The 24,634-nt window shown below is 71.1% G+C and carries 23 protein-coding genes; 15 read left to right on the plus strand and 8 right to left on the minus strand.

Annotated elements, in window-relative coordinates:
• The 10 genes from VHA72_RS08720 to VHA72_RS08765 form a co-directional block, all read left to right on the plus strand.
• On the plus strand, positions 1-316 hold a 316-nt coding region (locus tag VHA72_RS08720), incomplete at its 5' end, for a hypothetical protein (protein WP_325574285.1).
• A 338-nt stretch (positions 317-654) separates the two neighbouring features.
• A complete protein-coding gene (gene flgB, locus VHA72_RS08725; protein ID WP_325574287.1) occupies positions 655-1,020 on the plus strand; it encodes a flagellar basal body rod protein FlgB in 366 nt (121 codons plus the stop codon).
• Complete coding sequence (locus tag VHA72_RS08730) at positions 1,020-1,415, plus strand: flagellar basal body rod protein FlgC (protein WP_325574289.1); 396 nt, start codon at positions 1,020-1,022, stop codon at positions 1,413-1,415. The genes flgB and VHA72_RS08730 overlap by 1 nt, the downstream gene beginning before the upstream one ends.
• Complete coding sequence (fliE, locus tag VHA72_RS08735) at positions 1,412-1,789, plus strand: flagellar hook-basal body complex protein FliE (RefSeq protein WP_325574291.1); 378 nt, start codon at positions 1,412-1,414, stop codon at positions 1,787-1,789. Before VHA72_RS08730 ends, fliE begins: the two co-directional genes overlap by 4 nt.
• Before the next feature lie 9 nt (positions 1,790-1,798).
• Entirely contained in the window at positions 1,799-3,406 is a 1,608-nt protein-coding gene (gene fliF, locus VHA72_RS08740; protein WP_325574293.1) for a flagellar basal-body MS-ring/collar protein FliF, read from the plus strand.
• Complete coding sequence (gene fliG / locus VHA72_RS08745) at positions 3,403-4,437, plus strand: flagellar motor switch protein FliG (RefSeq protein ID WP_325574295.1); 1,035 nt, start codon at positions 3,403-3,405, stop codon at positions 4,435-4,437. Before fliF ends, fliG begins: the two co-directional genes overlap by 4 nt.
• Positions 4,421-5,152, plus strand: a complete 732-nt coding sequence (locus VHA72_RS08750) for a FliH/SctL family protein (protein WP_325574297.1) — start codon at positions 4,421-4,423, stop codon at positions 5,150-5,152. Before fliG ends, VHA72_RS08750 begins: the two co-directional genes overlap by 17 nt.
• Complete coding sequence (locus tag VHA72_RS08755) at positions 5,149-6,450, plus strand: FliI/YscN family ATPase (protein WP_325574298.1); 1,302 nt, start codon at positions 5,149-5,151, stop codon at positions 6,448-6,450. The genes VHA72_RS08750 and VHA72_RS08755 overlap by 4 nt, the downstream gene beginning before the upstream one ends.
• A 53-nt stretch (positions 6,451-6,503) precedes the next feature.
• The gene (locus tag VHA72_RS08760; RefSeq protein ID WP_325574300.1) at positions 6,504-7,214 is read left to right on the plus strand and encodes a type 1 glutamine amidotransferase; all 711 of its coding nucleotides are present in this window, start codon (positions 6,504-6,506) and stop codon (positions 7,212-7,214) included.
• 58 nt (positions 7,215-7,272) lie between these two features.
• Entirely contained in the window at positions 7,273-8,244 is a 972-nt protein-coding gene (locus VHA72_RS08765) for a PDR/VanB family oxidoreductase (RefSeq protein ID WP_325574302.1), read from the plus strand.
• Between the two features lie 1,111 nt (positions 8,245-9,355).
• Here the strand turns inward: VHA72_RS08765 and VHA72_RS08770 are convergent.
• Both VHA72_RS08770 and VHA72_RS08775 read right to left on the minus strand, forming a co-directional pair.
• Complete coding sequence (locus tag VHA72_RS08770; protein ID WP_325574304.1) at positions 9,356-10,633, minus strand: cytochrome P450; 1,278 nt, start codon at positions 10,631-10,633, stop codon at positions 9,356-9,358.
• Between the two features lie 21 nt (positions 10,634-10,654).
• Entirely contained in the window at positions 10,655-12,007 is a 1,353-nt protein-coding gene (locus tag VHA72_RS08775; RefSeq protein WP_325574306.1) for a glutamine synthetase family protein, read from the minus strand.
• 134 nt (positions 12,008-12,141) lie between these two features.
• Between VHA72_RS08775 and VHA72_RS08780 the strand changes: the two genes are divergently transcribed.
• Positions 12,142-12,954: an acetoacetate decarboxylase family protein gene (locus VHA72_RS08780; RefSeq protein WP_325574308.1), complete on the plus strand. Its 813-nt coding sequence runs from the start codon at positions 12,142-12,144 to the stop codon at positions 12,952-12,954.
• Positions 12,955-12,976: 22 nt separating this feature from the next.
• The gene (locus tag VHA72_RS08785; protein ID WP_325574310.1) at positions 12,977-13,474 is read left to right on the plus strand and encodes a MarR family winged helix-turn-helix transcriptional regulator; all 498 of its coding nucleotides are present in this window, start codon (positions 12,977-12,979) and stop codon (positions 13,472-13,474) included.
• Between the two features lie 34 nt (positions 13,475-13,508).
• Here the strand turns inward: VHA72_RS08785 and VHA72_RS08790 are convergent, their stop codons facing one another.
• Genes VHA72_RS08790 through VHA72_RS08810 form a run of 5 tightly spaced genes read right to left on the minus strand, consistent with a single transcriptional unit; the run spans position 13,509 to position 19,054 of the window.
• Positions 13,509-14,234 carry a gamma-glutamyl-gamma-aminobutyrate hydrolase family protein gene (locus VHA72_RS08790; RefSeq protein ID WP_414689777.1) on the minus strand — a complete coding sequence of 242 codons (726 nt, stop codon included), beginning with the start codon at positions 14,232-14,234 and terminating at the stop codon, positions 13,509-13,511.
• A 1-nt stretch (position 14,235) separates the two neighbouring features.
• Positions 14,236-15,735 (minus strand): aldehyde dehydrogenase family protein, encoded by a 1,500-nt coding sequence (locus VHA72_RS08795; RefSeq protein WP_325574314.1) that lies wholly within the window; start codon positions 15,733-15,735, stop codon positions 14,236-14,238.
• A gap of 11 nt (positions 15,736-15,746) precedes the next feature.
• The gene (locus VHA72_RS08800; RefSeq protein ID WP_325574316.1) at positions 15,747-16,607 is read right to left on the minus strand and encodes a fumarylacetoacetate hydrolase family protein; all 861 of its coding nucleotides are present in this window, start codon (positions 16,605-16,607) and stop codon (positions 15,747-15,749) included.
• 14 nt (positions 16,608-16,621) lie between these two features.
• The gene (locus tag VHA72_RS08805) at positions 16,622-17,575 is read right to left on the minus strand and encodes a DODA-type extradiol aromatic ring-opening family dioxygenase (RefSeq protein ID WP_325574319.1); all 954 of its coding nucleotides are present in this window, start codon (positions 17,573-17,575) and stop codon (positions 16,622-16,624) included.
• A 3-nt stretch (positions 17,576-17,578) separates the two neighbouring features.
• Positions 17,579-19,054, minus strand: a complete 1,476-nt coding sequence (locus tag VHA72_RS08810) for an aldehyde dehydrogenase (protein WP_325574321.1) — start codon at positions 19,052-19,054, stop codon at positions 17,579-17,581.
• A 235-nt stretch (positions 19,055-19,289) separates the two neighbouring features.
• On the opposite strand from VHA72_RS08810, the gene VHA72_RS08815 reads away from it, so the two are divergent.
• On the plus strand, positions 19,290-20,804 hold the full coding sequence (locus tag VHA72_RS08815; protein ID WP_325574323.1) for an APC family permease: 1,515 nt from the start codon (positions 19,290-19,292) through the stop codon (positions 20,802-20,804).
• 128 nt (positions 20,805-20,932) lie between these two features.
• On the opposite strand, the gene VHA72_RS08820 is transcribed toward VHA72_RS08815, so the two are convergent.
• Entirely contained in the window at positions 20,933-21,823 is an 891-nt protein-coding gene (locus VHA72_RS08820) for a LysR family transcriptional regulator (protein ID WP_325574324.1), read from the minus strand.
• Between the two features lie 70 nt (positions 21,824-21,893).
• On the opposite strand from VHA72_RS08820, the gene gabT reads away from it, so the two are divergent.
• Positions 21,894-23,255: a 4-aminobutyrate--2-oxoglutarate transaminase gene (gene gabT / locus VHA72_RS08825; protein ID WP_325574325.1), complete on the plus strand. Its 1,362-nt coding sequence runs from the start codon at positions 21,894-21,896 to the stop codon at positions 23,253-23,255.
• Entirely contained in the window at positions 23,252-24,634 is a 1,383-nt protein-coding gene (locus tag VHA72_RS08830; RefSeq protein WP_325574327.1) for an NAD-dependent succinate-semialdehyde dehydrogenase, read from the plus strand. The genes gabT and VHA72_RS08830 overlap by 4 nt, the downstream gene beginning before the upstream one ends.

Here is a 24,634-nt window from a genome sequence, read left to right on the forward strand (position 1 = left end):
CTGCGACCTGCCACTGTCGGCGTACGCCGGCGCTGCGATCGGCCTGGTGCCGGTGAGCGGCGCCGAGGCGGCCGTCGAGGAGGGGCTGCTGCCCGACACGCTGCGAGAGAACCTCTACGAGGTGCTCAACGTCGCCGCCTCACTGTTCAACGCGCCCGGCGCCGACCACCTGCGCCTCCACGAGCTGCACCCGGCCGGTCCCGCGCTGCCACCGCAGCTACAGGCCCAGGCGCTGACCCTGGGCCGGCGCGAGGACGTCGAGATCGACATCGCGGGGTACGGCGCAGGCCGGCTCTCCGTCGTACTGGTGGCGTAGCGGGCGCCTGGGGTTGGGGTTGGGGCTCGGGCTGGGGTTGGGGCCCGGGCTGGGGTTGGGGCTCTGGCTCGGGCCTGGGTGGGTGGCCAGAAACTGGCTAGTGGCCTGGGGGCTGCTGGCGGTGCCGCTCGAAAAACTGGCTAGTGGGACCCGCCAGCATCGCCGTATCCGGGCGCTTGGCTAGCCAGTTTTTCCCGCCCGCGCGCCCCTCTAGCCAGTTTTTCCCAATTGCGGCTCAGGTGACCCCGCGAGGCGCCGAACAGCACTGCGAGCAAGGACAGCTCAGCCCCTGCCGACGGATCGGCAACGCCCTGCAGTACCCCCGACTGGAGGCTCCAGTGTCCTTCGCCGTATCCGACGCTGTCAGCGAGGTGCTCCACACCGCGCTGGACGGCCTCACGATGCGTCAGAACGTGACGGCGAACAACATCGCCAACGTCGACACCCCCAACTTCCGCGCGTCCAGCGTGGACTTCGAGACGTCGCTGCAGGAGGCGATCTCCTCCGGTCAGGTGCAGGACAACGTCCAGCCCGCGGTCACGGCCCGGACGATGCCGACCGACACGCCCGTGGGGGCCAACGGCAACAACGTCGACCTCCGCAAGGAGGAGGTCGCGATGATCCAGACCCAGTACCAGTACCAGGTGCTCGGCCAGGCCATCGGCGACCACTACCAGCTGCTGCAGGAAGCGACGGGCATGTGATGGCCGCCTTCGACCTGCTCCGCGTCGCCGACGAGTCGCTCGGCGCCCACCAGACCTGGATGGACGCGATCGGCAACAACATCGCGAACATCAACACCTACGAGCCGACCAGCGGCAACGCCTTCCAGGCGCAGTACCCGATCTTCCAGGCCGACCCGAACGGCGGCGTCCGGGTCGCCGGCGTCGCCGAGAGCGACCCGCAGGGCCGCGAGGTCTCCATGCCCGACAGCCCGCTGGCCGACGCCAACGGCTACGTCCGCGCGCCCGACACCGACATGGCCAGCGAGATGGGCCAGCTGATCATGGCCCAGCGCGGCTTCCAGGCCTCGGTCTCGGTGACCAAGACCGCGCAGGACATCTACGGCTCCGCGCTCTCGATCGGACACAAGTCATGAGCATCCCCGCCGTCCAGGCGCTCTCCGCCCTGCCCGCCATGCCGGCGATGCCCTCACTCGACGGTACGACGAGTGCCACCGGGGTCACCGACCCGACCGGCGTCTCCGGCGCGGCCGGGGTCGCCGGCACCGCGAGCACCCAGAGCACGAGCGGCGCCGAGTTCGGCAACCTGCTCGCCGACGGCCTCGATCGGCTCGAGGGTCTGCAGAACGACAGCAGCAACCTCGCAGTCAAGGCGGCCACCGGTGACCTGTCGAGCATCCACGACTACACCATCGCGGCCGCCGAGGCGTCGACCGCGACCCAGCTCGCGGTCTCGCTGCGCAACACGGGTCTGCAGGCGTTCAACCAGATCATGTCGCTGCAGATCTGAGGCTGACCGATGCGCGAGAACCTCACCCAGTTGCTGGCGCGCTACCGGCGCGCCTTCTCCGAGTTCAGCAATGGCCAGAAGGCCGTGGCGATCGTCGGCACCGGTGCCCTCCTCCTGGCCGCCTTCCTGGTCTTCAGGTGGGTGTCGGCCCCGACGTACGCGCCGCTGTACACCAATCTCGCCAGCTCCGACGCGTCCTCGGTGATCGACGAGCTCAACAAGGAGGGCGTCTCCTACAAGCTCGCCGACGACGGCTCCACCATCGAGGTGCCGCAGAAGTCCGTCTACGCCACCCGGATCGCCCTGTCCGGCAAGAACCTCCCGGCCGGCAACTCCAGCCCGGACGGTTACTCGCTGCTGGACAACCAGAGCCTGTCGACCTCGGACTTCCAGGAGCAGACCGACTTCAAGCGGGCGATGGAGGGTGAGCTCGACAAGACCCTCGAGGCGATGAACGGCGTGCAGACCGCCGTCGTCCACCTGGCCATCCCGCAGAAGCAGGTCTTCTCCGACCAGCAGGACCCGACCACCGCGTCCGTGCTGCTCGCCCTGGACCCGGGTACGACGCTGTCCAGCCAGCAGGTGCAGGCAGTGGTCCACCTGGTCGCCTCCAGCATCGACGGCCTGGACCCCGGCAACGTCACCGTGACCGACTCGGCCGGCAACGTGCTCAACGCGCCCGACGACGGCACCGGCGAGATGGCGGCCGCCAACCAGGCTCAGCAGACGGCCAGCTACGAGAGCACTCTGCAGAGCCAGATCCAGAAGGTGCTCGACAAGGTGGTCGGGCCGGGCAACGCCACCGCCAACGTCACCGCCGACCTGAACTTCGACCAGCAGACCACCGACAGCCTGACCTACGGCAAGTCGACCACGGTGCCGTCGCTGTCGGAGACCACCGGCAACGAGAAGTACCAGGGACCGGCCAGTGGCGCGGCCAGCATCGGCGGCGTGGTCGGGCCCGACGGGCAGATGGACTCCACCACGGCCGGCACCGGCTCGAGCGGCAACTCGACGTACCAGAACAAGACGAAGACCTCGGACAACGGTGTCGACCAGACCCGGCAGCACACCGTCAAGGCACCGGGCGGCATCAACTCGCTGCACGTCGGCGTGGTGATGGACGCCGCCGCCGTCGGCACGGTCCAGCCCTCCCAGGTCAAGCAGCTCATCGCCTCCGCGATCGGCATCGACCCCAAGCGCGGCGACACCATCGACGTCACCACGATGCCGTTCAACCACTCCGCCGAGCAGGCCGCCGCGAAGGAGCTCGCGGACGCCCAGGCGGCAGACGCGCACGCCAAGCGGATGAAGCTGCTGCGCGACGTCGGGATCGGCGGGATCGTGGCGCTGGTGCTGCTGCTGGCCTGGCTCCAGGCGCGGCGCCGCCGCAAGGCCCGCGAGCAGGCCACGACGTACGTCGTCGAGCAGCTGCGCGCCGACGCGGCCGCCCGCGCCGCCCAGCTGGAGGCGACCAACCCGGCGCTGGCCGCCCTGGAGGCGGCCGAGGACGACGAGGCGGAGAACCTGCGTCACGAGCTCAACGGCCTGGTCGACCAGCAGCCCGAGGACGTGGCCGCGCTCCTCCGCGGCTGGCTGGTGGAGCGGCCCCGATGAGCGTCTCGATGATGCCGACCGCCGGCGCGCTGGGCCAGCTCGGCGTGCGCAAGGCGGCGATCCTGCTGATCCAGCTCGGCAAGGAGCGGGCCTCGGCGGTGATGGAGCACCTCACCGACGGCGAGGTCGAGCTGATCTCCGCCGAGATCGCCCGCCTCGACCGGATCTCGGCGAGCGAGACCGAGCAGGTGCTGACCGAGTTCCGCGACCTGATGACGGCGCACGCGCACATCAGCCAGGGCGGCTTCGCGTTCGCCCAGTCGCTGCTGGAGCAGTCGCTGGGCGCCGACCGCGCCAAGGAGATCATGGAGCGGCTGCATGCCGCCGCGGTGCAGATGCCCTTCCAGTTCCTGCACCGGGCCGACCCGGCCCAGCTGCGCGGTTTCATCGCCGACGAGCATCCCCAGGTGATCGCGCTCGTGCTCGCCCACATGACCCCGGACAAGGCCTCGCTGCTGCTGTCCGGCCTGCCGGCGTACCAGCAGGCGATCGTGGCGCACCGGATCGCGGTGATGGACCGCACCAACCCTGACATCATCCGCACCGTCGAGTCGATCCTGGAGCGCAAGCTCTCCTCGATGCTGCAGCCCGCCGAGATGTCGCGGGTGGGCGGCGTCGACTCGCTGGTCAACGTCATCAACCGCTCCGACCGGCCCACCGAGCGCCAGATCGTCGAGGGCTTGGAGGGCCTGGACCCCGAGCTGGCCGACGAGGTCAAGAGCCGGATGTTCATGTTCGAGGACATCGTCGGCCTCGACGACCGGTCGGTGCAGCAGGTGCTGCGCCAGGTCGACGCCGGCGACCTCGCCCTCGCGCTCAAGGGCGTCAGCGAGGCGGTGCGCGCCAAGATCACCGGCAACCTGTCGCAGCGCGCGGCCGAGAACCTCCTCGAGGAGATCGAGCTGCTCGGCGCCGTCCGGCTCGCGCAGGTCGAGGAGGCCCAGCAGGCGGTCATCCGCACCATCCGCCAGCTCGAGGAGCAGGGCCAGATCATGGTCCGCCGCGGGAACGACGATGAGCTCATCCTCTGACCGGTTCGTCGACGGGCTCGCGCCGCTCGGCTCGGTGACCGTCGCCCCCGTCGTACCCTCCGACGAGGTCGGCGAGGTGACGGCGCTGCCCACCCCCGAGCTGCGCACCGGTGTGTGGACTCGGCACGGCGACGCGAACCTGCTCGGCGACCCGGTCGCTGAATCGCTGCTCGGCGAGGTCGCCTCGGCCACGCGGGCCGCCGCCGAGGCCCAGGGGTACGCCGTGGGCTGGGCACAGGGCCGCCGCGAGGCCGAGGCCGAGGCCCGCCGCGCCGCCGAGGAGGTCGCCGCCCGCCATGCCGAGGCGGAGGCGCGCCGCGAGGCCGAGCACGCCGAGGCACTGGTCGCCCTGGCTCGGGCGGCCGACGAGGTGCACGGCCTGCTCGGCGCGCTGTGCGCCCGGGTCGAGGAGCGGGCCACCGACCTCGCCTGGGCCCTGGTCGAGGAGCTGGTCGGCCGTGAGGTGTCGGTCGTCACCTCGGCCGATGTGGTCCGCCGAGTGCTGCGGCTGCTGCCGCCGGGCGTCCTGGCCACCGTCCGGATGCATCCCGACATCGCCGCCGGAGCGGCCGCCGTCGAGCTGGAGGAACTCGGCCTGAAGGTCGTCGCCGACGCGACGCTGGAGCGAGCGGACGCACTGGTGAGCTACGACGGCGCCGTCATCGACCTGCGGGTCGGCTCGGCGCTGGAGCGGGTGCGCGAGGCGCTCGCGTGAGCGTGCTGACCCCGGCGGTCCGCGAGCGCGCCCTGGCCGCCGCGCAGCCGCGGCGGCTCGGCACCGTCACCGAGCTTGCCGGCCTGCACCTGCTGGTCACCGGGCTCTCGGTCGCGATCGGCGACCTGGTCGAGATCCGCGACGAGCTGCTCGCCGAGGTGGTCGCGCTGCGGACCGACGGCGCGGTGTGCCTGCCGCTGGGCAGCGTGCACGGTGTTCGGGTCGGCGACCTGGTCCGGCACACCGGCGGGCCGCTGCGGCTGCTGGTCGGCGAGGCGCTGCGCGGCCGGGTGCTGGACGGGCTGGGCCGGCCGGTGGACGGGGGCCCGGCCCTGGACACCCTCGGGCTGGAGTCCGTGACGGTCGACGCGACCGCGCCGCACGCCCTGCAGCGGCCGCGGATCACCGAGCCGCTCGGTCTCGGCGTACGCGCCCTGGACGGCCTGGTGCCCTGCGGTCGCGGCCAGCGCATCGGCATCATGGCCGGCTCCGGCGTCGGCAAGTCGTCGCTGCTGTCGATGATCGCCCGCGGCTCCTCGGCGGACGTGTCGGTGATCGCGCTCGTCGGGGAGCGCGGCCGCGAGCTGCGCGAGTTCATCGACAACGACCTGGGCCCCGAGGGCCTGGCCCGCTCCGTGGTCGTGGTGGCCACCTCGGACGCGCCGGCCGTCGAGCGGCTGCGCGCGGCGTTCGTCGCGACCCGGATCGCGGAGTGGTTCCGCGACGCCGGTCGGCACGTGGTACTGATGATGGACTCGCTGACCCGGGTCGCGATGGCACAGCGCGAGATCGGCCTCTCCGCCGGCGAGCCGCCGGCCACGCGCGGCTACCCGCCGTCGGTCTTCGGTCTGATGCCGCGGCTGCTGGAGCGCGCCGGCACCTCCCCGACCGGCTCGATCACCGGCCTCTACACCGTGCTGGTCGAGGGCGACGACCTGCAGGATCCGATCGGCGACACCGCCCGCTCGATCCTGGACGGCCACATCGTGCTCACCCGCGAGCTGGCCACCGCCGGCCACTTCCCCGCCGTGGACGTGCTGGAGTCGATCTCCCGGCTCACCGCGGCGGTCTGCACCCCCGAGCAGCAGGCCGACGCGACCATGCTGCGCCGGATGCTGGCCGCCCACCGCTCCGTCAAGGAGCTGGTCGAGATCGGCGCGTACGTCGCCGGCTCCTCCCCCGACGCCGACGCCGCCCTCGCCCGGATGCCGCAGATCGAGGCGTTCCTGCGGCAGCGGATGGACGAGACCTCCTCCCTGGAAGAGACCTGGGCGGCGCTCGCCTCGATCACGCACTGATCCATCCCCTCAACCCCTCGTTTGGACCCAAACGATGGGCTAGGGTGGCGGCCATGCGTGCCCTCGTCGTAGCCCATGACCACGTCTCCCCCGCCGGACCGATCGCCGAGCAGCTCGAGCGACGCGGCTATGTGCTCGAGCACCACCTCGTCGTACCGGAGGAGCATTTCGCCAATCCCGGCGTCGAGGCGGCGTTCCCCGACTTCACCGCCTACGACGCGGTCGTCCTCTTCGGCGCCGTCTGGTCGGTCTACGACCACGAGGCCATCGGCACCTGGCTCCACGACGAGCTCAAGCAGGTGCAGGCCGCCGACGCCGCCGGCGTACCCGTGTTGGGGATCTGCTTCGGCGGCCAGCTGCTCGCCCAGGCGCACGGCGGCTCGGTGCAGCGCGCCGAGCACTGCGAGATCGGCTGGGTCGACGTGACCAGCGACGACGAGGACGTGGTCGCCTCGGGTCCGTGGTTCCAGTGGCACTTCGACAGGTGGACCGCCCCGGCGGACGCGCGGCCGATCGCGGCCAGCGCCCACGCCCCGCAGGCGTTCTCGCTGCGCCGCAACCTGGCCGTGCAGTTCCATCCCGAGCTGACCGAGGCGTCGCTGCTGGGCTGGCTGGAGAACGGCGGCTACGAGAACGCCCGAGCCGCCGGGTTCGACCCGGAGACCCTGATCGCCGAGACCGCCGGCCTGGCCGCCCGCAACCGGGAGCGCGCGCACCGCCTGGTCGACGCGTTCCTCGACAAGATCGCACCGGCGAACCCCTAGACCCGAGCCGCGATCCGACATATCGTTTGGATACAAACGTTTTTCGAAAGGGCACTCCATGAGCCAGGCACTCGCCGAACCTCGCACCACCGCCGAGGCCGAGATCGACGCAGTCGTGCGCTCCGTCGAGACGGTCGCCGACCAGGTAGTCCTCCTCACGCTCCGGGCGCAGGACGGGACGGAGCTGCCGGCCTGGGCACCGGGCGCCCACATCGACCTCGTGCTGGGCGAGGACCTGGTCCGGCAGTACTCGCTGTGCGGCGACCCGGCCGACCGCAGCCAGTACCAGGTGGCGGTTCTGCTCGAGCCGGAGAGCCGCGGCGGCTCTGTCGCCGTACACCGCCTCAAGACCGGCGACCGGATCACCGTGCGCGGCCCGCGCAACCACTTCAGCCTGAAGCCGAGCACCCGCTACATCTTCATCGCCGGCGGCATCGGCATCACCCCCATCCTGCCGATGATCGCCGAGGCCGAGGCCCGCGGCGCCGACTGGACGCTGCACTACGGCGGGCGGTCGGCGACGTCGATGGCCTTCACCGACCTGCTGGCCAAGTACGGCGACCGGGTGCACCTCGTGCCGCAGGACGAGCAGGGCCTGCTCGACCTGACCGCGATCCTCGGCACCCCCGCTGGCGGCACCCTGGTCTACTGCTGCGGCCCCGAGCCGCTGCTGAACGCCGTCGAGCGCGGCTGCGAGCGATGGCCGGTCAACAGCCTGCACCTGGAGCGCTTCACCGCACTCGACATCGACACCTCCGGCGACACCGCCTTCGAGCTGGTGCTGGAGCGCTCGGGCAAGACCCTCACGGTCGAGGCCGACCAGACCGTGCTCGAGGTCATGCGCGGCGCCGGCATTCCCGTGCTCAGCTCCTGCCAGGAGGGCACCTGCGGCACCTGCGAGCAGATGGTCCTCGAGGGCGAGGTCGACCACCGCGACTCGGTGCTCGACGATGAGGAGAAGGCCGCCAACGACTGCATGATGGTCTGCGTCTCCCGCTGCAAGGGCCCGCGGCTGGTTCTCGACGCCTGACCCGCAAAGTGTCACCGTGACAGTTCGCGGCGTGGGTGACACTTCCGATCTGTCACCCACGCGCCAAAGTGTCACCGTGACACTTTGGTTTTCCACAGATCCGCGAAGGTGGGATGCGCTCGCTCCACGCGAGCACGGATGCTCGACGCATGTCTGATGCACTCGAGCCGCAGGACCTGCTGGTCTCCACCCGTGTCCGCCGCCTGGAGGGCGGCGAACCACCGCATCTCGACCGTGACCTGACCCGGGTTCGGCGGGGCTACTTCCGCCCACGCAGCGCCCAGCTCAATGCCGCCGACCAGCATCGGCTGCGCGTCATGGCCACGACAGATGCACGAGTGAGCAGCCTGGTCTTCTCCCACGCGTCCGCCGCGGTGCTGTGGGGGTGTCCGCAGCTGGTGCCGGACCTGGCCTATGTGCACGCGACCCAGCCCGGGGCGGCGCGAAGAACCACTGCGGGCGTTCAGATACATCGCAACGCGATCCCCGACGAGCAGATCGTCACACTGCCGAATGGGCTTCAGATCACCTCACGCGCCTGGACAGCCGTGCAGTTGGCCGCCACGGGGAGGCTGCCGAACGTGCTCCTCCCGCTCGACCACCTGGTGCGCGCCCTGGCCGAGGAGGGCAATGCGGAGACTGTCACCGAGACGCTGATCGATCTCATCCCGCCCCGGATGAAGGGTGGCTCCCGCGCCGTACGTCACCTCCGACTCGCCGATCCTCGCTCGGGATCGGCCGGCGAATCGCTCAGCCGAGGCCAGATGGCGCTCCTCGGCGTGCCGATGCCTGACCTCCAGGTGCGCTTCCCGCGGCTCGACGAGCCCGGCGACGACATCGTGGACTTCGACTGGCCCGAGCTGGAGGCGTTCGGTGAGTTCGACGGCGAAGGCAAGTACTTCGAGCAGGAGCTCGCCGGCGACCGGACGCCCCAGCAGGTCCTGTGGGACGAGAAGGCCCGAGAGGACCGGATCCGTCGACACCGCCCCCGCGCGGCTCGCTGGGGCTGGAAGGACGCGCTCTCGCGGCCCCGGCTCGCCCAGATCCTCGCCCGGGCGGGCATCGTGCCGTCACCAAAGTGTCACCGTGACACTTTGGCGCGGGCGGCGGATCATGCCTCGGCGACCTTCACCGGGAGGCTCTTGATGCCGTTGACGAAGTTGCTGCGAACCCGGCGTACCTCGCCGACCAGCTCGATGTCGGCCAGCCGCGGCAGCAGCTCCTGGAACATCAGCTTGATCTCCAGACGCGCCAGGTTGTTGCCCAGGCACAGGTGCGGGCTGCCCTTGCCGAAGGTCATGTGGTCGACGTTCGTGCGGGTGACGTCGATCGTGTAGGGGTCCTCGAAGACGCGCTCGTCCCGGTTGCCCGAGGCGAACCACATCACGACCTTGTCGCCTTCCTTGATCTCCTTGCCACCCAGCTCCACGTCGCGGGTCGCCGTACGGCGGAAGTGGTAGACCGGCGAGGCCCACCGCAGCAGCTCCTCGACGGCAGTCTCCATCAGCTCCGGCTTGTCGCGCAGGATCTCGAGCTGCTCGCGCTGCTCGAGCAGGCCGAGCATCGACTGGCTGATGGCGTGCCGGGTGGTCTCGTTGCCCGCGATGACCAGCAGCGAGAAGTAGTTGTTGAAGTCCTGCTGGCTCAGCGGTACGCCGTCACCCGGCATCTTGTTGGCCAGGATCGACACCAGGTCGGTGCCGTCGCCCCCGATGCGTCCCTCGCGCAGCTCGTTGCCGTAGGCCCACACGTCGAGCACCGTGGGCGAGCGGAACGGCAGGTGCTTGTACTTCTCCGACTCGGGGTCGTCGAGACGCACCTTGGCGTAGTCGGGGTCGGTGTTGGCGACCATCTCGTTGCCCCAGGCGATCAGCTGGGGCGTGTGGTCGGCGGGTACGTCGAGCAGCCGCGCCAGCACCTGGATCGGGAAGTCGGCACTGATCAGCTTGACGAAGTCGATCCGGCCGTCGTTCTCCGCAGCCGCCGCGAACGCGCGGTCGACGGTCTGCTTGGTGAGCTGGCGCAGGAACGCCTCGTAGTTCTTCATCAGGTTGCGGGGGCTGAACTCGCGGTGGATCAGGTGACGCAGCGCGGTGTGGCGGGCGCCGTCGGTCTCCAGCAGCGAGCGACGTGCGTCGCGCAGGTCGTCGTCGACGTCCTCGAGGTTGACGAACTGGGTCGAGGTGAACGTCTCCGGATCGCGGTCGACCGTCCAGATGTCCTCGTAGCGGGTGACGCTCCAGAAGCCCTGACCGGTGGTCTCGGGCGTCCAGTGGACCGGGTCCTCGGCGCGCAGCGTGTCGAACTGGGCGTAGCCGCGCTCGTTGGCGAAGCCGTCGATGTCAGCGAGGTCGACCTCGGCGAGAGGGACGGGAGCGTGACGGGGCATGGTGGTGATCTCCTAGGAAGCTCAGAGGTGGTGGGCGTACTCGCGGAACTCCCAGTCGGTGACGGCCGACTGGAAGCGCTGGAGCTCGTCGCGCTTGTAGGCGAGGAAGGCCTCGACGAACGGCGTCCCGAGCAGGTCGCCGATCTCCTTGTCCCGCTCGAGGGCGTCGAGCGCCTGGCCGAGGCCTTGCGGGAGCATCTCCGCGCGCTCGGTGTCGTAGCCGTAGCCGACCAGCGCCTCCGGCGGCTCGATCTTGTTGCGGATGCCCAGCAGGGCGCCCGCGAGCATGCCGGCGATGGCGAGGTAGGAGTTGGCGCTCGCGTCGCCGAGCCGCAGCTCGAGGCGGGTGGCGCCGCCGCGCTCCGGCGGGACGCGCAGCATCGCGCTGCGGTTGTCCAGCCCCCAGTCGATCAGCCAGGGAGCCAGGGTGTCGGGACCGAAGCGCTTGTAGGAGTTGACCGTCGGGTTGGCGATCGCGGCGATGGACGGAGCATGCGCGAGGATGCCGCCGATCGCCCAGCGGGCGAGCTCGGAGAGGCCGTCCTCGGCGGCGGGGTCGGCGAACAGCGGGGCGCCCGCGTCGTCGACGATCGAGAAGTGCAGGTGGAAGCCGGAGCCACCCTCGTCGTTGAACGGCTTGGGCATGAACGTCGCCAGCTGACCGCGGCGGCGGGCGAGCTCCTTGACCGCGTCCTTGAACCGGTGGGCCCGGTCGGCCGCGTCCAGCGCGTCGCTGTGCCACATGTTGATCTCGTACTGACCCGAACAGAACTCGTGGTTGGCCGCGACGACCTCCAGGCCGTAGTTGCCGAGGTGGCGCAGCGCGTCGAGGAGGGTGTTCTCCGGATCGCCCTTGCGGCCGGTGGTGTAGACGTGGCCGGTGCTCTCGCCGTACCGCCGCCAGCCGGTCGGCGTGCCCTCGGCGGGCTCCAGGACGTAGAACTCCAGCTCCGGGCCCACGATCGGGCGCAGGCCGAGCGCGGCGAACTGCTCGACGAGCTGGCGCAGCACGTAACGGGGGCTCTCCTGCGACGGCGTGCCGTCGGGGTTGAACACATCGGCGATGCAGTGCGCGACACCGGGCTCCCACGGCACCGCCTGCAGGGTGTCAAGGTCGGGAAAGGCCACGATGTCGGGCAGGCCCGCGGAGAGGCCGCCGTTGAAGTCGACGACGCCGCCCAGCGGCGTGGTGGTGTAGACCGACCGGCAGAAGGCCACGCCGCCGCCGACGGTCCGGTCGAAGCGGCTGACCAAGACGTCGCGACCGCGGTCCACACCGATCAGGTCGGAGTAGCCGAGCCGCACGACGTCGATGCCGTCCTCGGTCAGCCGGTCGCGTGCTGGCGCCAGGCCGCTGGTGTCGAAGTGGCTCACGATGCGTCCTTCCAGATCATGTGGGACATCGTTTGGACCCGAACAATAGACCTGTGAATGGGACCACACAACCCCTTGTCGCCAGGCCCGCGATTCCATATCGTATGGACCCAAACGATCTCCAGGAGTGCATCTTGCGCCAGCTCAACGGCTTCCTCTACCCCCGCACCGAGACGGGGCGCTCGTCGCTGATCCCCGACCCGCCGTGGCAGTACTCCGGCGATCTGCTCACCGTCGAGTACCGCACCGACCCGGCCAAGGTCCGGGCGCTGCTGCCCGACCCGCTCGAGCTGGCACCCGAGGACCCCGGCGCGGTCGCGCTGATCTGGGCCGACTGGCAGTCCTGCTCCAGCAGCCGTGAGGAACTGCTCGACCCGATCCGGTCGCAGTACAAGGAGGCGTTCGTCGTCGTTCGCTGCGCCTTCCGCGGCGTGACCTACTCCCGCTGCGTCTACATCTGGGTGGACAAGGACTTCGCGATCGGCCGCGGCCTGCACCAGGGCTACCCCAAGAAGCTCGGCTCGATGTGGCAGACCCGGCCGCACCCGTTCGCCCAGGCTGCCCCGCAGATCGCCCCGGGCGGTGTCTTCGGCGCCACCCTGGCCGCGGGCGACCGGCGGCTGGCCGAGGCGGTCCTGACCCTGCGCGAGGAGTCGGACACCAACGGCTTCGTCAACGGCCACCCGATGGCCCATCACCGCATCCTGCCCGACATCGCCGGCGACGGCGACGCGTACGCCGAGCTCATCTCCTCGGGCGCCGCCTCGTTCGAGGGCGGCCAGGCCTGGCGCGGGGACGTCGAGCTGCGGCTGTTCGACTCCCCCACCGAGGAGCTCGCCGACCTGCACGTCGAGGAGATCATCGGCGGCTACTACCGCCAGGTGGGCGTGGTGTGGAACGGCGGCACGAGCCTGTCCCGGGTCACCGATGGGGCCACCTGGGCCTGATCCGGTCGCCTAGAGTTCGGGCATGCCCGACCAGCACACGCTCGCCGAGGTCGAGCGTGCGACGCAGGATCGGGTCCAGCATCTCCCGCTGGACTTCGACGCGTCGCACGCTCTCCTCAGCCTCTATCGCGCCGCCAACGCCGTCCGTGGACGGCTGACCAACAGCGTCCTGCGGCCCAACGACCTGACCTGGACCGGCTTCCTGGTGCTCTGGAACCTGTGGATCTGGAACTCCATGGAGACGCGCGAGGTCGCCGAGTCGGTCGGCATCAGCAAGGGCACGCTGACCGGCGTGGCCAAGACGCTCGGCGCGCGCGGGCTGATCGAGCGGATCCCCAGCACCGTCGACAGGCGGCTGGTCAACCTCGAGCTCACCGCCGCCGGCCGGGAGCTGATGGAGCGCATCTACCCCGAGTTCAACAAGACCGAGTCGGCGGTGGTCGCGGCGGTCAAGCCGACCAGCCTGCGCACCATGACCGAGGCGCTACGAACCCTGGTCGAGGTCTCCGAGGAGGAGTGATGGTGGGGTGCTCGACGCACCCCACCATCGCCGTTCAGGCAGAGGCCGCCACGAGCGCCTCGAAGACCGCGCGCTGCTCGGGTGCGCTGTCCCAGGTGTCCTCCGGATGCCACTGCACCCCGAGGAACCAGCCGCGCGGCTCGGTCAGCTCGACCGCCTCGATGACGCCGTCCTCGGCCCGGGCGACGACGCGCAGGCCCTCGCCCAGCGTGGCCAAGCACTGGTGGTGGTAGCAGGACACCTCGACCGCGGCGCCCACCACGTCGGTCAGCGCCGAGTCCGGCGCGACGGCGACCTTGTGCACGCGGTGACGGTGGTGGCAGCCTTCGCCGTACTCGGCGTCCATGTCCTGGACCACCGTGCCGCCCAGGGCCGCGTTGACGACCTGCAGCCCGCGGCAGATGGCCAGCACCGGCACGCCGCGAGCGAGCGCGACCCGGGCCAGGCCGAGGTCGAAGGCGTCCTGCTCCTCGTCGACGTCGTAGAGGGTCGGGTGCGGCTCCTGCCCGGTCCAGTGCGCGGCGAGGTCGCCCCCACCGGGCAGGAGTACGCCGTCGGCGACCTCCAGCCGGGCCGCGATCTCGGCCTCGTCGGCCACGCCGCCGGGCGCGTGCGGGTGCAGCACCAGCGGCTCGCCGCCGGCCGCCCAGACCGCCTCGACCAGCTTGCGGGCGGTCACCTCGGCGCCGTACCGGAGCGCGGCGGCGCTGGTGGAGAAGCGTGCCGGCAGCACGATGCGCGGCCGCCGTGTCACTGTCACATCAGCCATAGTGGATCCAGGTGGTCTTGAGGTCGGAGTACTCCGCCAGCGCATGTCGCGACTTGTCCCGGCCGAAACCGGAGAGCTTGACGCCGCCGAAGGGGACGCTGAGATCGCCCTCCTCGTAGCAGTTCACCCACACGGTGCCGGCGCGCAGCCGCCGGGCGACGCGGTGAGCGGCGCCGAGGTCGGCGGTCCACACCGCGGCGGCCAGGCCGTAGGGCGTGTCGCCGGCGACGGCCACCGCCTCCTCCTCCGAGGAGACCTCGACCACCGAGAGCACCGGCGCGAACAGCTCCTCGCGCAGCAGGACGTTGTCGGCGGCCAGACCGGTGACGACGGTCGGCTCCAGGTAGGGGCCGCCACTGTCCACGCGGGTACGGCGTCCGCCGGTGAGCACCCGCGCGCCGGCCGCGACGCCGTCGTCGAGCTGGCCGAGCACCCGCGCCAGCGACCGCTCGTCGACCAGCGGCCCCATCGCGGTGGTGGGGTCCAGCGGATCGCCGGGCGCCCAGTCAGCGGCGGTGGCGACGATCCGGTCGACGACCCGCGCGGCGATGTCGCGGTGCAGGATCAGCCGCGAGCCCGCCGTACACATCTCGCCGGAGTTGAAGAAGATCGCCCACGCCGCGGTGTCGGCGGCGGCGTCGAGGTCGGGTGCGTCGGGCAGGATGATGTTGGGCGACTTGCCGCCCAGCTCCAGGTAGACCCGCTTGAGGTTGCTGTCGGCGGAGTAGCGCAGGAAGTGCCGCCCCACCTCGGTCGATCCGGTGAACGTGAGGATGTCGACGTCCCGGTGCCGGCCGAGCGCCTGACCGGTGACCACGCCGTCGCCGTTGACGACATTGAGTACGCCGGCCGGCAGCCCGGCCTCCAGGCCGAGCTGCGCCACCCGCTGCATGGACAGCGGCGACTGCTCGGCGGTCTTGAGCACGACGGTGCAGCCGGCCGCCAGCGCCGGCGCGAACTTCCACCCCGCGAGCGTGAGCGGGAAGTTCCACGGCACCACCGCGGCCACCACGCCGGCCGGCTCGCGGGTCACGATCGACAGGTCGCCCGCGGTGGTCGGGGTGACCTCGCCGTGCTCCTTGTCGGCCAGCTCGCCGTAGTAGCGCAGTGTGCGGACCAGCGCGCGCAGCTCGATCTCGTAGGCGGTCCGGATCGGCTTGCCCATCTCCAGGGCGACCAGCAGCGCGATCTCGGCGCGATGCTCCTCGACCAGCGCCGCGAAGCGCTGCAGGATCTCGCCGCGCTCGCGCGGGTGCAGCCGGGGCCAGGGGCCGTGGTCGAAGGCCCGTCGGGCGGCCGCGACCGCAGCGTCGACCTCGGCCTCTCCCGCCCAGGCGACCTCCGCGAGCACGGTGCCGTCGCGCGGGGTCAGGAGCTTCCGCGTCGCCTCGGCGCCCCGGATCTCACCGCCCACGAGCAGACCGGTCGGCGCCGCCAGCGAGGCGGCGAGCCCGGCCCAGTCGGTCGCGGTGACCGGATCAGTCACAGTCATCGCCGGTCCGTTCAGTGCGCCGGCGGCTGCGGCTTGCGGATCCCGCGGAACTCCCAGTCGCCACCCTGCGCGGTGGAGAGGACCTCCTCGGACTCGGTCGGCTGGGCGCCCACGTCGGTGCGGATCGGCGTCGGACCGGACACGATGTGGTTGCGCAGCGTGCCGAGGCCCTCGACCTCGACCTCGACGATGTCGCCGGGGTAGACGGTGCGCGAGATCGCCGGCGTACCGGACAGGAGCAGGTCGCCGGGGTGCAGCGTGATGGTGCGGGCGATGTCGGCGACGAGGTAGTGCATGTCCCACTCCATCTCATCGGTGCTGCCGTCCTGCTTCACCTCGCCGTTGACGATGGTGCGGATCCGCTTGCCGCGGAAGTCCCAGCCCTCGACGACGCCGGGCCCGACCGGGCAGAGCGTGTCGGCGCCCTTGACGCGCAGCATCGAGCCGGCGTCGGTGTCACGGAAGTCGTGCAGGCCGTAGTCGTTGGCGACCGTGTAGCCGCGGATGTACTCCCCGGCCTCCTCGGGCGCGATGTTGCGGCACGTCCTGCCGATCACGATCGCGATCTCACCCTCGTAGTTGAGCCACTTGCAGCCCTCGGGGCGGACCACGGCGGCGTCGTGGGCGTTGAGCGCCGTGACCGGCTTGTGGAAGTACGTCGGCGCCGGCGGCAGCGTCGTACCGAACTCCTCGACGCGGCTGGAGTAGTTCAGGTGCACGCAGATGATCTTCTGCGGTGTCACCGGGGGCAGGTGGACGGCATCGGCGATCGCGACGACGCGGCCGTCGCCGGCGACCAGGTCGTCACCGCGGCGTACGACGTCGACGGCGTTGCCGTCCAGGAGGATGCGGCGGGTCTCGCGCAGGGTCATGGAGGATGCCTCTCTCAGCCGGCGGCCGGCACGTCGGGGGCGCCGGACTGGCGCACGAAGTCGGGATCGGTGGGGGTGGCCTTGGGGCGCGGGAAGCCGCCCTCGGGCCGGTCGAACCAGAGATGCACCTGCCCGGTGCCGACGGAGTTCTCGTACTCGCCGTACTGGCGGCCCGGCGCCGTGCACAGCTCCTCGCCGATGGCGCCGATCATCATCTGGTAGTGCATGAACTTCGCCTCCGGGCGGAAGCGGAGGAACTCGGGCATGGTGTCGATGACCCGCTTGTGGTCGCCGGCCTTGAACCACTCGATCCGCTCCAGGTCGGCGGCCAGCGCCTCGGGCGAGTAGATGTGCTCGTGTCCGGCGGCCTCGTGGTCGCGCAGCTGCCGCAGCGGCCAGAACGTGTGCGAGAGCGCGCCCGAGGCGATCAGCAGCACCTTGCGGTCCGAGGCGGCGATCGCGTCGCCCAGCGCGCGGCCGAGCCGGTAGCAGTCCTCGCCGTCGGCGGTCTGGCACACGCCGATCGAGACCCAGCGCTTGTCGGGCAGGCCCTGGCCGAGGAACTCCCACAGGTTCGTGGTGGCGTAGAAGATCGGCAGCCAGTGGTCCTCGATCGCGGTGATCCAGGTGGAGTGCTTCTCGGCCTGGGCGGCGATCAGGTGGGCCAGCTCGGGGTCGCCGGGGAAGTCGAAGGGCCGCCGGGACATGCCGCGCGGCAGTTCCTCTGAGGTGAACAGCCCGGAGCGACGGTCCTGCGCGGTGACCACGAACTCGACCGTGGTGGCCCAGTGCGAGTCGAGGACCACGACGGTGTCGTAGTCCACCGTCTCGAAGACGTCGCGGCGCAGCTGCTCCAGTCCGGAGACCAGGGTGCTGTCCTCGCCGTTGTTGAGCTCGCGACGGATCGCCTCGGGAAGCACGATCGTCGGGACGTGCGCCAGCAGGCCGGCGCCGACCACCTCACCCATGACTCACTCCTTCCAGCCGCTGGGGCTGAAGACACTGTTCTTGATGTCGGTGTAGAAATCGAAGGACCACAGCCCGCCCTCGCGGCCGATGCCGGACTTGCCGTTGCCGCCGAAGGGCGCCTCGAGGTCGCGGACGAAGAAGCAGTTGACCCACACGGTGCCGGCGTTGAGCTGCGCCGAGACCCGCTCGGCGGTCTCCTTGCTCCCCGTGACCAGCGTGGCGGCCAGCCCGAAGCGGGTGTCGTTGGCCCGGGCGACCGCCTCGGCCTCGGTCTCGAAAGACTCGATGGTGATGACCGGCCCGAAGACCTCCTCGGTCATGATCTCGGCGTCCGGCGCGGCCCCGGTCAGGATCGTCGGGCGGAAGTAGAGGCCACCCAGGTCGTCGTTGGGGCCGCCGCCGAGCAGCACCGTGGCGCCATCGGCGATGGCACGCTCGACGAAGCCGCTGATCTGCTCGAAGTGGCGCCGGGAGATGAGCGCGGAGACGTCGGTGGCCTCGTCGCGCGGGTCGCCCTGGACCAGCTTCTCGGCCCCGGCGACGACGCGCTGGGTGAACTCGTCGACGAGCGAGGAGTGGACCAGCATCCGGGCCGCCTTGAGGCAGACCTGGCCGGCGTTGTCGAACTGCTCGACGGCCAACTCGACGGCCAGGTCGAGGTCGGCGTCCTCGAGCACCACGAGCGGCGACTTGCCACCGAGCTCGAAGGAGAGCGGGACGATGTTGCGGGCTGCCGCCTGGGCGATGACGCCGGCGGTCGGGACCGAGCCGGTGAAGGCGAGCCGATTGATGCCGGGGTGGGCGGTCAGCGGCGCGCCGGCGTCGAGCCCGGTGCCCTGCACGACGTTGAAGACCCCCGCCGGTACGCCGGCCTCGGCCATGATGTCGGCCAGCAGGCTCGCGGTCAGCGGAGCCCACTCCGGCGGCTTGACGACGACCGTGTTGCCGGCGGCCAGGGCCGGGCCGATCCGCCAGGTCGCCAGCATCAGCGGCGCGTTCCAGGGCGTGATGATCGCGACCACGCCGGCGGGGTCGTAGGTGATCCGCTCGCGGTGGCCACGCCCGGGCACCTCCATGTCGGGATGACCCAGCTTGTGCTCGGCGAAGTCGGCGAAGGCCCGGAAGTTCATCGCCACGCGCGGCATGACGCCGCGACGGTGGCTGCGGATGAGCGAGCCGTTGTCGCGGGTCTCGACCCGCGAGAGGTCCTCCACGCGCGCCTCGATGCCCTCGGCGACGCGGCGCAGGATCGCACCGCGCTCGCTCACCGGCAGCGCGGCCCAGGCCGGGAACGCCGCCCGCGCCGCGGCGACCGCCCGGTCGACCTCGGCGGCACCACCGGCGTGCACCTGCGCGATCACGGTCTCGTCGATCGGCGAGATGTCGTCGAACGTCGACGCGGAGGCGACCCGCTCTCCCCCGATCCAGTGCCGGGTGTCGACCTCGACGCCCTCGACCGTCGCGACATGCTGATTCATCGATCCTCCATCAAGCGGCGTAGGGCAGGCGGGAGCCTCCACAATCGTTTGGACCCAAACGTATTCGCGGGGAGGCCGGGGGTCAAGGGAGTCGTTCGGCCGCGAACATTTTCGGGCGAAACCCTCGACAGGTCGTTTGGGTCCGAACTACTGTGCGTGCCCTACATCACAGCCACATGTGATCGGTGCGGCGTCGCACTCGGGCCCGCCGCTCGCCGACCCAGGAGGAATCCCCATGACCGTTCAGATCGAGTCGGCCGCCGACGTGCCCGAGTCGGCCGGCGAGAGCCTGGCTGCCAACAAGCTCGGCATCGCCGGCATCGTCTTCTTCGTCGTGGCCGCCGCCGCACCGCTGGTCGGCATGACCGGCGCGGTGCCGATCGCCATCGGCCTCGGCAACGGCGCCGCCGCACCGGGCGCCTACCTCGTCGCCGGCATCGTGCTGCTGCTCTTCAGCGTCGGCTACTCGACGATGAGCCACCGGGTCAGCAACACCGGCGCGTTCTTCGCCTTCGTCGGCCGGGGCCTGGGCGCCGTGCCCGGCGTCGCCTCGGCATTCGTCTCGTTGCTCGCCTACCTGGCCGTGCAGCTGGCCATCTACGGCTTCTTCGGCGCCGTCTGCGCCGCGCAGATGGACGACAAGCTCGGCATCAACCTGTCCTGGTGGGCCTGGTGCCTGATCGCCTGGGCGGTCGTCACCGTGCTCTCGATCCTGCAGGTCGACATCGGCGCCAAGGTCCTCGGCGTACTGATGGGCACCGAGATCCTCTCCCTGCTGACCACCGCCGTGGTCGTCATCGTCAAGGGCGGCGGCCCCGACGGCCTGCACTTCGGCGCCTCGTTCGCGCCGAACCACATCTTCGCCGGCGGCCTCAACGGCGGTGCCGGCATCGCGCTGGCGTTCGCGTTCGCGTCCTACATCGGCTTCGAGGCGACTGCCATCTACGCCGAGGAGACCAAGAACCCCAAGCGCGCCGTCCCGATCGCCACCTACACCGCCGTCAGCCTGATCGCCGTGCTGTTCGCGATCACCTCGTGGGCGATCGTCAGCGGCGTCGGCAGCGAGCACGTGGTCGGCAACGTCATGAAGATCTCCGGCGACCTGGGCAGCCCCGAGCAGGTCGTCTACTCGGTGGCGCGTGACTTCGTCGGCGGCTGGATGGCGACCCTGATGAGCTGGCTGGTGCTCAGCTCCCTCTTCGCCGGTCTGCTGGCGTTCCAGAACAGCGCCGCGCGCTACTTCTTCTCGCTCGGCCGGGCCCGGGTGCTGCCGCGTGCCCTGGACCGGGTGAACAAGCACGGCGCGCCGATCTACGGCGCCGTCGCCACCTCGATCATCGCCGGCGCCGTGATCATCGTCTTCGCCGCGGCCCACAAGGACCCGGTGGCCACGATGTTCAGCTGGTTCAGCGCGCTGGCCGTGCTGGCCATCCTGTTGGTCGAGGCGCTGGTCTCGGTCTCGGTGATCGTGTTCTTCCGGCGGGAGTCGCACTGGTGGAAGACGATCCTGGCGCCGGTCCTGGCCATCCTCGGCCTGGTGCTGGCCTACTACCTGGTGATGGCGCGCTTCGGCCTGCTCGCCGGCACCGTCGCCAAGGGCGTCGACCCGACCAGCCAGACCTTCGGCCTCTCCACGCTGGGCTGGGTCCTGGTGCTGCTGCCGATCATCGTGCTGGTCGCCGGCGCGCTCTTCGGCAAGCTGCGCAGCAACGAGGAGAACGCCGACGCGGTCGCCGATCTGGTCAGCTGACCCCCGCGGTCGCAAAGTGTCACGGTGACACTTCGCGGCCGGAGTGACACATCGGAAATGTCACTCGAGACGCAAAGTGTCACGGTGACAGTTTGGAACTGTCACCGTGACACTTTGTCGTCGGGGGCCTACTCCCGCGGGACGCCGTAGTGACCGGTGGCCCACTCGCTCAGTCGTACGGCGATGGCCTGCACCGAGGCCGCCGAGACCGCCCGACCGTCCCACGCCGCCAGCAGGCGCACGCTCAGGTCGCGGCCGTCGGGCAGCCCGATGGCGAGTGGCACCAGGCCGTAGCGCGCATCGTCGGAGACCACCGCCACCCCGCGGCCCGAGGCAGCCAGGGCCTGGGCGACGGTGCCGTTGGCGGCCTCGGTGAAGGTCTCCACCGCCAGGCCCGCGGAGCTGAGCGCGGCGTCCAGCGACTGCCGGGCGGTGAACGCCGAGGACAGCCCGACCAGGGGCCGGTGGACCAGCTCGTGCAGCGCCGCCCGGCTACGGACCGCCCACGGGTCGTCGGGCCGGACGTAGGCCCACACCGGCAGCACCGCCAGCGGCAGCCACCGGTGTGGCCGCCGCGGCCGGTCGGTGCCGATCGCCAGGTCGGCGCCGGCGGCGAGCATGGCGGTGGTGCTCATCCCGTCGCCGGCGACCACGTCGACCACCGGCTCGTCGGGCGCCATCGTGGCCACGAACGGCGAGACCACGTCGGTCAGCGTGACCGTCGGCGCCGCCACCCGCAGCCGCTCGATGCCGCCGCGGGCATGGTAGGCGGCGGCGTTCTCCAACGCGGCGGCGTCGGCCAGCAGGCGCCGTACGGCGGGTAGCAGCTCGCGGCCGGTGCGGCTCAGCGTCAGCCGACCGGCACCCCGCTCGAACAGCGTCACCCCGAGGTCGTCCTCCAGCTGTCGCAGCTGCCGCGACAGCGCCGGCTGGGTGACATGCACCCGCTCGGCGGCGGCGCTGACACTGCCGGCGTCGGCGACCGCCGCGAAGTAGTGCAGGTGGCGCAGTTGCATCATGCCTCCTCGGCATGGAAATTGACCGAAACAAGTATTGGACAGCATAGAGGCGCCCTCCGAGACTGGCCCTATGACCACGTCATCCACGTCTACCGACACTCGCACCGTGAACGGGGTGGCCCAGGAGCGCCGCCTCATCACCGACCTGCCCGGCCCCCGCTCCACCGAGCTGATGGCGCGCAAGCAGGCCGCCGTCGCCACCGGCGTCGGCACCACCATGTCCGTCTTCGCCGAGCGCGCCGCCGGCGGCATCGTCGTCGACGTCGACGGCAACCACCTGATCGACCTCGGCTCCGGCATCGCCGTCACCACCGTCGGCAGCTCGGCTCCCGCCGTCGTCGACCGGGCGAAGGCGCAGCTGGAGGCGTTCACCCACACCTGCTTCATGGTCACGCCGTACGACGCCTACGTGGAGGTCTGCGAGCTGCTGGCCGAACTCACCCCGGGCGACCACGCCAAGAAGTCGGCGCTGTTCAACTCCGGCGCCGAGGCGGTCGAGAACGCCGTCAAGATCGCCCGCGCCCACACCAAGCGCGACGCCGTGGTCGTCTTCGACCACGCCTACCACGGTCGCACCAACCTCACCATGGCGATGACGGCCAAGCAGATGCCCTACAAGCACGGCTTCGGCCCGTTCGCCGGCGAGGTCTACCGCGCCCCGATGTCCTACCCGTTCCGCGACGGCGGCCTCTCCGGCACGGAGGCCGCGGCCAGGGCGGTCGACGTGATCGAGAAGCAGGTCGGCGCCGACCAGGTCGCCTGCGTGGTGATCGAGCCGATCCAGGGCGAGGGCGGCTTCATCGTTCCCGCGGACGGCTTCCTGCCGGCCATCGCCGCCTGGTGTCGCGAGAACGGCGTGGTCTTCGTCGCCGACGAGATCCAGGCCGGCTTCTGCCGCACCGGCGACTGGTTCGCGGTCGACCACGAGGGCGTGGTCCCCGACCTGGTCACCACCGCCAAGGGCATCGCCGGCGGCCTGCCGCTGGCCGCGGTGACCGGCCGCGCCGAGATCATGGACTCCGTCCACGGCGGCGGCCTGGGCGGCACGTACGGCGGCAACCCGGTCGCCGCCGCCGCCGCGCTCGGTTCCATCTCGGAGATGAAGGAGCACGACCTCAACGCCCGCGCGGCCGAGATCGAGCAGATCATCAAGGGCCGGCTGGCGAAGCTGCAGGCGCAGCACCCGGCACTGGCGGACATCCGCGGCCGCGGCGCGATGGTCGCCGTCGAGCTGTGCAAGCCCGGCACCACCGAGCCCGACGCCGACCTTGCCAAGTCCGTCGCCGCCGCGGCGCACCGGGCCGGTGTGATCGTGCTGACCTGCGGGACCTACGGCAACGTCTTCCGGTTCCTGCCGCCGCTGACGATCAGCGACGAGCTGCTGAACGAGGCCTTCGACGTTCTCGAGCAGATCCTGGGGGAGGTGGCATGAGCAAGACCTTCGTCGTCGAGGACCCGGCGACCCTCGAGGTCGTCGCCGAGGTCCCCGACCAGGACGTGGCGGCCGCGCACGCCGCCGTCGACGCCGCCCACGCCGCGTTCGGCGACTGGGCCGCGACGGCACCGCGCCGCCGCTCCGAGGTGCTGCGCACGGCGTTCGAGCTGATGCTGCGCGACAAGGATCGGCTCGCCACCCTGATCGCCCGGGAGAACGGCAAGTCGCTCGCCGACGCCCATGCCGAGGTCACCTACGCCGCGGAGTTCTTCCGCTGGTTCAGCGAGGAGGCCGTCCGTCCCGGCGGCGACTACGGCGAGTCCCCCGCCGGCGGCACCCGCACCATCGTGCGGCACCGCCCGGTCGGCGTGGCCGCGCTGGTGACGCCGTGGAACTTCCCGGCCGCGATGGCCACCCGCAAGATCGGCCCGGCCCTGGCGGCCGGCTGCACGGCGGTGCTCAAGCCGGCCGCGGAGACCCCGCTGACAGCGCTCGCCGTCGGTGAGCTGTTGGTCGAGGCCGGCCTGCCGGAGGGCGCGCTCCAGATCGTCACCAGCACCGACGCCCCCGGCGTGGTCGGCGCGTGGCTGGAGGACGAGCGGGTCCGCAAGGTGTCCTTCACCGGCTCCACCGGCGTCGGTCGCCAGCTGCTCCACCAGGCCGCCGAGCGGGTCGTCAACGCGTCGATGGAGCTGGGCGGCAACGCCCCGTTCGTGGTCGCCGACGACGCCGACCTCGACGCCGCGGTCGCCGGTGCGATGATCGCCAAGTTCCGCAACGGCGGACAGGCGTGCACCGCCGCCAACCGGCTCTACGTCCACGCCGCGGTGGCCGAGGAGTTCTCCGCCCGGCTCGGCGCCGCCATCGAGGCGCTGACCGTGGGGCACGCCCTGGCGGGCGCCGAGATCGGACCGCTGATCAGCGCGAATGCGCTCAAGCGGACGCAGGCGACCCTCGAGGCCGCGGTGGCCGAAGGCGCCCGGGTGGCCGCCCAGGCGCAGCTGCCGGACCTGCCCGGCCACTTCCTCGCGCCAACCCTGCTCACCGACGTGGCGGCCGACGCGGACGTGGTCGCCGACGAGCTGTTCGCCCCGATCGCGCCGGTGGTCGTCTGGAACGACGACGAGGAGCTGCTCGCCCGGGTCAACGGCAGCGAGTACGGCCTGGCGGCGTACGTCTTCTCCCGCGACCTCAAGCGGGCGATCGACCTTGCCGAGCGGTTCGACGCCGGCATGGTCGGCGTCAACCGCGGCCTGGTCTCCGACCCGGCCGCACCGTTCGGTGGCGTCAAGCAGAGCGGCCTGGGCCGCGAGGGCGCCCGGGAGGGGCTGCTGGCCTTCTGCGAGACCCAGTACCTGAGCGTGGACTGGAGCTGA

Origin of the sequence: Nocardioides sp. (genome assembly GCF_035547795.1) — a bacterium.
GTDB lineage: Bacteria > Actinomycetota > Actinomycetes > Propionibacteriales > Nocardioidaceae > Nocardioides.